Origin of the sequence: Microcoleus sp. S36b_A4 (assembly GCF_036700645.1) — a bacterium.
Classification (GTDB): Bacteria; Cyanobacteriota; Cyanobacteriia; order Cyanobacteriales; family Microcoleaceae; genus Microcoleus.
Map to the genome: position 1 here is coordinate 1 of NZ_JAUBPI010000169.1, position 6,226 is coordinate 6,226.

Consider the following 6,226-nt stretch of genomic DNA (forward strand, 5'->3'; position numbering starts at 1 on the left):
AACGTCTTAAGTTTAACTCCAATCAGGCAACTTAATGTTTTGTTACATAGATTGGTTTTTTCCCGCCTATCTACTTAAGCGCTATAATCAAAAAGCTTTATTTTTAGTCCATAACCCCGAATTATGAGAAGTTACTACTGCGGCGAACTACGAAGCGAACACATCGGAGAGACTGTCACCCTTTACGGCTGGGTGGATCGCCGCCGCGATCATGGCGGGGTGATTTTTCTGGATGTGCGCGATCGATCGGGTATCGTGCAAATTGTCAGCGATCCTGAACGCACCCCCGATTCCTATCACGGGGCTGAGGCTTTGCGTAGCGAATACGTGGTTAAAATTACTGGGCGAGTCAGCCACCGCCCCGAAGATTCCCTCAACCCGAAATTGCCTACGGGTGAGGTGGAAATTTATGCTGACGAAATTGAGTTGTTGAATGCGGTTCGCAAACAATTACCGTTTCAGGTGGCGACGGCGGAAAATGAAAGCGTGCGGGAAGATTTGCGGCTGAAATATCGCTATTTGGACTTGCGGCGTGATCGTATGAGTCGCAATTTGCAGCTTCGCCACCAAGTTGTGAAAGCTATGCGTCGCCACCTGGAAGATGTGGGAGGTTTTATTGAAGTTGAAACACCGATTTTAACGCGATCGACTCCTGAAGGTGCGAGAGATTATTTAGTGCCCAGCCGCGTCAATTTGGGCGAATGGTACGCTTTGCCGCAGTCGCCGCAGTTGTTCAAACAATTGTTAATGGTTTCCGGTTTGGACAGATATTATCAAATTGCGCGCTGTTTCCGCGATGAAGATTTGCGCGCCGACAGACAGCCGGAGTTCACACAATTAGACATGGAAATGAGTTTCATGTCTTTAGAAGAAGTTATCGAATTAAACGAAGGTTTAGTCTCCCAGATTTTCCAAAGTGTCAAAGGGGTAGAATTGCCTCGTCCTTTTCCGCGCTTGACTTACGCTGAAGCAATGGATCGCTATGGTAGCGACAAACCAGACACTCGCTTCGGTTTGGAATTAGTCGATGTTTCCGATTTGATGAAAGATTCGGGATTTAAGGTATTTTCCGGGGCGGTTGCTGCGGGCGGAATTGTGAAAGTTTTGCCGATTCCGGGCGGGAATGATGCGATTTCTAATGTACGGATTAAACCGGGCGGCGATTTGTTTAAGGAAGCCAGCGAAGCCGGTGCGAAGGGATTGGCTTACATCCGCGTGCGGGATAACGGCGAAATTGATACGATCGGCGCAATTAAGGATAATTTGACGGAAGCGCAAAAACAGGAATTGCTCGATCGCACGGGCGCGCAACCCGGTCATTTGTTGTTGTTCGCAGCGGCTGATGTGACAACTGTCAATAAGACTTTGGATAGATTGCGTTTGTTCGTGGGTAACGAATTGGGATTGATTGACAAAGACAAGATGAATCTGCTGTGGGTGACAGATTTCCCGATGTTTGAATGGAACGCTGATGAGAAGCGTTTGGAAGCATTGCACCACCCGTTTACTGCGCCGCATCCTGACGATATTAACGATTTGAAAACTGCGAGGGCTCAAGCTTACGATTTGGTGTTAAACGGTACAGAAGTCGGCGGCGGTTCTCTGCGGATTTATCAGCGGGAAGTTCAGGAAAAGGTGTTTGAGGCGATTGGCTTATCGACTGAGGAAGCTTACAATAAGTTTGGCTTTTTGTTGGATGCGTTTGAGTATGGAACTCCGCCCCACGGAGGCATTGCTTACGGTTTGGATCGGTTGGTGATGCTGTTGGCTGGTGAGGAATCGATTCGCGATGTGATTGCGTTTCCGAAGACGCAGCAGGCGGGTTGTTTGCTGACGAATGCGCCGGCTGGTGTGGATGAGAAGCAGTTGAAGGAGTTGCAAGTGCGATCAACTTATACGCCCAAGTCATAAGTATGTAAAATACCTTGACCATTCTCAATAATCCTTTCAGGGCGGACTCGCGTGCCCCCCGCGAAAATTCATCTGTTGTGGAACAGGCATCTTGCCTGTTCTTGAGAATGGTGCAAGATTTGTGATAAAATAGAGTTAGAAAAAAAATGTTTTCGTATTAACACTTTTTTTAACGGCTATGGCAATAATTACGATTCAAGTTGATGAAAATATTAAGACAGCGTTTGAAGAAGCTACTCCTAAGACTCAGCAAGAGTTAAGTTTGATTATTCAATTGTTTTTTAGAGAAAATTTACACAATAAAACTTTAACGCAGGTTATGGCAGAAATTTCCGACCGAGCCATGCAGCGAGGCTTAACGCCTGAAATTTTACAAGACATTTTAGCAGATAATAATGACGAATAGATTTGTCATTGATACGAATGTTTTAATCAGTGCTTTACTGTTTAAAACCTCAGTCCCATTTCTGGCGATTGAGTTGGCAGAAACAAAAGGAATAATTTTATATTCTGAAACGACTTTAAATGAATTAGAGCAAGTTTTAAATCGTAAAAAGTTTAACAAGTATCTTTCTTTGGAAGATCGGCAAGTATTTTTACTGAAATTTATCAGTTCATCCCAATTAGTTTCTATTAGAGAAAGTATCACTGTTTGTCGAGATGAAAAAGATAATAAGTTTTTAGAGTTGGCTGTTAGTGGTAATGCAAATGTAATTGTTACGGGTGATTTGGATTTATTGGTATTAACTCCTTTTCAAGGAGTCGAAATTGTTACTCCCGATATGTTTATTGAGAGATTTAGTTAATGCCATAATTACATGGCACTTTTTTAGACTAAAAACACTATAATTATCATAGATGTCCTTGCGTTTCCGAAGACGCAGCAAGCGTGCTGTTTATTGGCGAATGCGCCGTCTGATGTGGATGAGAAGCAGATGAAGGAGTTGCAAGTGCGATCGACTTATACGCCGAAGTCATAAGGCGATCAGGGCTTAGGCGAAGCCTATGTGTCATGCTGAGAGAAGGGAAGCATCTCAGTTGAAATGCCTAAGTCATAATTATGAAGCACCTTGATAATTTAACCATTCATAGGTTCCGAGGCCTGCGAGATTTTAACTTGCAGGACTTGGGCAAAATCAACTTATTGGTTGGTGCGAATAACTCAGGGAAAACCAGCGTTTTAGAGGCAATATCAACACATTGTTCAAATGCCGTGTTGACTGTTGATACAGTCACACCTTTTTCTTATGGGATCGAAGAATTGCAAGTTGAATTGCTCTCAGAAGCAACTTTTCAGCGTTTTAAGCCGGAAGTGATAAAGTTACTGCAAGGGATAGATTCAGGAATTATTGATTTAGCAATTCTGTCGCATAGGGGCAAGCGTCCCAGTCTTTATATCGCTCATAAACAATTGGGAATTTTGCCGTTAAGTGCTGCGGGTGATGGTGTGCGTCGTCTGTTGTTCATTGCTTTAACGCTGAGCAAAGTTCGATGTGGAGTTTTACTAATTGACGAGATAGAAAAAGCTATTCATACTGATTCACTTTGCAGTTCTTTTACTTGGATTGTGCAGTGGTGTCAGCGATTGGATGTGCAGCTATTTGCAACTACCCACAGTTTAGAAACAGTTGATGCGATGTTGGGTGCTAGCGATACCGAGACAGACTTAGTTCTTTATCGTTTGGAAAAGTGGGAGTTGCAAACAAAAGTAATCAGACTTGAACGGGAAATACTGCAAAGAGTGCGGGAGGATTTGGGTCAAGAGGTGCGCGTGTGAACCCCACAGGACTGACTGGAAACCTAGTTTTTTACGAAAAGACTTGCTTCTCGTCCTTTATTCTAGTTGAAAAACATGGTTTCTGAGCGTATGGGTGCGATCGCAGGTCGGAACACGTGCGTTAAGTGCTACATTATTGACAAATCATTTTTGTAAAAGCAAAAGGCTGATCCAATGGAACCATCCAACCTTACCCGGCGACTGAAAGATTTGGAAGACAATATTAAAAAAGATTTTGCTTTACTCAAAGACTACGAAGATGCCTTACGCGATGAAGATGATCCACGTCGCAAGGGTAAATATAATCGAGCAATTGAGCAATTAAGGGAATCAGCGAATCGCTATCAGCAGGAATACGATCAACTGTATCAGCAGATAACTGGTGAATCAACTGTACAAATGCACAGCGTAGCTATGCAGTTAGAACAGATGAACAAGAAATTAGACCAATTATATGTTGGGCAGAAAGCTATTTATGGAAACATTAACCACCTGCGACAAGGACTACTAGCCCATTATGAGGCTGGTGAAAAAAATATTATTTCTGCAATCACAAATCAGTTGAATGAATCTCAAGTGACTACGATTTCTGCTTTGTTAGATGCAATAGAAGCTAACCAAGTGTCAGATGCAGAAATGCAGAAGATTTTACCAAGTATCCAGGAGGCTTTAATTATATTACAACAACGCGGCGTTACTCTACCTGTTAGTCAGGAAGAGATCGTCGAAGTGATTAATGCACCTCAAATGGATTTTAAGCATAGATTAAAGGTTGCGGTGCCTCTTATTCCTTTTATCTTGGACTATGAAGGTGAATTAGAACTAGGTACAGGAATAAATCTCAAAGAAGGTTTAAAACAGTTTATTGCGCGGTTTATAGGAGGGTAAATAGTGGAACCGCACCATCAACGTAAGCATGATTTAGAAGAAAACATAAAAGAGGAATACAAACTACTGAAGCAATTAGAAGAGGGTTTGCGTTTGGCTTCAGAGCCACAGCAGAAAACCAAATTCAACAAGGACATAGAGGAAGTTAAAAGTAGGGTGGACAATTATTATGTCGAATTAAATTCCCTAGGCCAAAGTCAACAAGATAAATATTTTCTTGTTAGTGCAATGACAAATATTACATTCAAGGAGTTGGATGCAGTGACACAGGGAATTATTTGTATGTCCATACCCTCTGATACTAACTTTTCAGTTACTCCCCCTTTGGAAAAAATGTTTAATAATCAACTGACTGGGGCTGCTCAATCAAGATTAATGACAGGGGTAATTCAAGCCAAGATGGTTAGCGACTTTGTTGACAATATGGTCAATTTAATCCCTGACTTTCCAGAAAGGCTAAAAGTAGGATTCGTTACTGAGTATCAAAGACTCCAAGGAATAGGATTAGAGGGAAATGCTCTATTTAATGCCTTACATGAATTTTCTTGCCATCATAGCTCAGACTACGATCTAAAAGCGGCAGGCTTAGCAGTTCTTTACTATCTTTTTGAAAAGTGCGAGGTGTTTGAAAGATGACTCTCTCTACAGAGGCAGCTTCTACATATAACTACTCAAGAATTTTACCTACAAAACACATCTCTACCCGTCGCTCTTTGTTGGGAGTAGGTGCTAAAATAATAGAACATTTATATCAACCGAGAACAGTCTCATCACTTTGGAGTGCTGTTTCCACGATGCCGGAAGTCGCAACCTTTGAACGGTTTGTTTTGACTCTGGATATCCTATACGCTATTGGGGCAATTGAAATGGATGCAGGCATACTTCGTAGGAGTCGTCGATGATTCATGCTGTTCGCTGTAATCATGCTTCCTTTAAAGCCGTCGAATTTAGACCCGGCTTTAATGTAGTGTTGGCAGATCGTACAGAAGAGTCTGGAAGCAAAGACTCTCGTAACGGTTTAGGTAAATCAACTTTAATTGAAATAATTCACTTTTGCCTTGGAGCTACATTGCCAACCGCTAGAGGACTGGGTTCTCAAAATTTACAAGGTTGGGCATTTAGCCTAGACCTTACACTTACTAATAAAGTTATTACAGTTACTAGAAGTATTGAGAAGAAGGAATCTCATCAGGTAGCAATTGAAGGAGATACTACTTCATGGCCTATTCAGCCGAAAGAAAAAGAAGGGCAAAGAATTCTAAGCCTGATAAAATGGAAAGCATTACTAGGAAATCTTCTGTTTGGCTTGCCAATTGATAATGAAGATCAAAAATTCAAACCTACATTTAGAGGTCTAATTTCTTATTTTATCCGCCGTGGACGAGACGCATTTTCTACTCCGTTTGAAAATCACAGAAAGCAACTTGAGTGGGATAAGCAAGTTAATAATGCTTTTTTACTCGGTTTGGCTTGGGAAGATGCGAGAGATTTACAACTTTTAAAAGATCAAAAAAAATTACTGGATAATATCAAAAAACTTAAAAAAGACACAGATACAGGAGTTGCAATTGGTATATTAGACATCTCCAAAAACAATTAAAGCCTTTGTGTAACTAGGCTGTATGACGTAAATGCAATCATCCTAAATTA

At 41.5% G+C, this 6,226-nt stretch carries 8 protein-coding genes; all 8 read left to right on the forward strand.

The window, feature by feature from the left end; genetic code table 11:
- Positions 1 to 123: 123 nt before the first annotated feature.
- The 8 genes from aspS to QUA03_RS28090 all read left to right on the forward strand — a co-directional run bounded on the left by aspS (position 124) and on the right by QUA03_RS28090 (position 6,176).
- Complete coding sequence (gene aspS / locus QUA03_RS28055) at positions 124 to 1,911, forward strand: aspartate--tRNA ligase (protein ID WP_333216890.1); 1,788 nt, start codon at positions 124 to 126, stop codon at positions 1,909 to 1,911.
- A 178-nt stretch (positions 1,912 to 2,089) separates the two neighbouring features.
- The gene (locus tag QUA03_RS28060) at positions 2,090 to 2,317 is read left to right on the forward strand and encodes a hypothetical protein (RefSeq protein ID WP_333216892.1); all 228 of its coding nucleotides are present in this window, start codon (positions 2,090 to 2,092) and stop codon (positions 2,315 to 2,317) included.
- Positions 2,307 to 2,717: a putative toxin-antitoxin system toxin component, PIN family gene (locus QUA03_RS28065; protein ID WP_333216895.1), complete on the forward strand. Its 411-nt coding sequence runs from the start codon at positions 2,307 to 2,309 to the stop codon at positions 2,715 to 2,717. Before QUA03_RS28060 ends, QUA03_RS28065 begins: the two co-directional genes overlap by 11 nt.
- A 254-nt stretch (positions 2,718 to 2,971) precedes the next feature.
- Positions 2,972 to 3,688, forward strand: coding sequence for an AAA family ATPase (locus QUA03_RS28070; protein ID WP_333216897.1), 717 nt, complete (start codon positions 2,972 to 2,974; stop codon positions 3,686 to 3,688).
- A 174-nt stretch (positions 3,689 to 3,862) separates the two neighbouring features.
- Positions 3,863 to 4,576 carry a hypothetical protein gene (locus QUA03_RS28075; protein ID WP_333216899.1) on the forward strand — a complete coding sequence of 238 codons (714 nt, stop codon included), beginning with the start codon at positions 3,863 to 3,865 and terminating at the stop codon, positions 4,574 to 4,576.
- A gap of 3 nt (positions 4,577 to 4,579) precedes the next feature.
- A complete protein-coding gene (locus QUA03_RS28080) occupies positions 4,580 to 5,212 on the forward strand; it encodes a hypothetical protein (protein ID WP_333216901.1) in 633 nt (210 codons plus the stop codon).
- The gene (locus QUA03_RS28085) at positions 5,209 to 5,478 is read left to right on the forward strand and encodes an ABC-three component system middle component 6 (protein WP_333152021.1); all 270 of its coding nucleotides are present in this window, start codon (positions 5,209 to 5,211) and stop codon (positions 5,476 to 5,478) included. Before QUA03_RS28080 ends, QUA03_RS28085 begins: the two co-directional genes overlap by 4 nt.
- Positions 5,475 to 6,176 carry an AAA family ATPase gene (locus tag QUA03_RS28090; protein ID WP_333216903.1) on the forward strand — a complete coding sequence of 234 codons (702 nt, stop codon included), beginning with the start codon at positions 5,475 to 5,477 and terminating at the stop codon, positions 6,174 to 6,176. The genes QUA03_RS28085 and QUA03_RS28090 overlap by 4 nt, the downstream gene beginning before the upstream one ends.
- The last annotated feature ends 50 nt before the right edge of the window (positions 6,177 to 6,226 follow it).

What these genes read in the sequence shown, in the direction of transcription:
- aspS (WP_333216890.1), top strand. Translation starts at nt 124, where the DNA reads ATGAGAAGTTACTACTGCGGCGAACTACGAAGCGAACACATCGGAGAG.
- QUA03_RS28060 (WP_333216892.1), top strand. Translation starts at nt 2,090, where the DNA reads ATGGCAATAATTACGATTCAAGTTGATGAAAATATTAAGACAGCGTTT.
- QUA03_RS28065 (WP_333216895.1), top strand. Translation starts at nt 2,307, where the DNA reads ATGACGAATAGATTTGTCATTGATACGAATGTTTTAATCAGTGCTTTA.
- QUA03_RS28070 (WP_333216897.1), top strand. Translation starts at nt 2,972, where the DNA reads ATGAAGCACCTTGATAATTTAACCATTCATAGGTTCCGAGGCCTGCGA.
- QUA03_RS28075 (WP_333216899.1), top strand. Translation starts at nt 3,863, where the DNA reads ATGGAACCATCCAACCTTACCCGGCGACTGAAAGATTTGGAAGACAAT.
- QUA03_RS28085 (WP_333152021.1), top strand. Translation starts at nt 5,209, where the DNA reads ATGACTCTCTCTACAGAGGCAGCTTCTACATATAACTACTCAAGAATT.
- QUA03_RS28090 (WP_333216903.1), top strand. Translation starts at nt 5,475, where the DNA reads ATGATTCATGCTGTTCGCTGTAATCATGCTTCCTTTAAAGCCGTCGAA.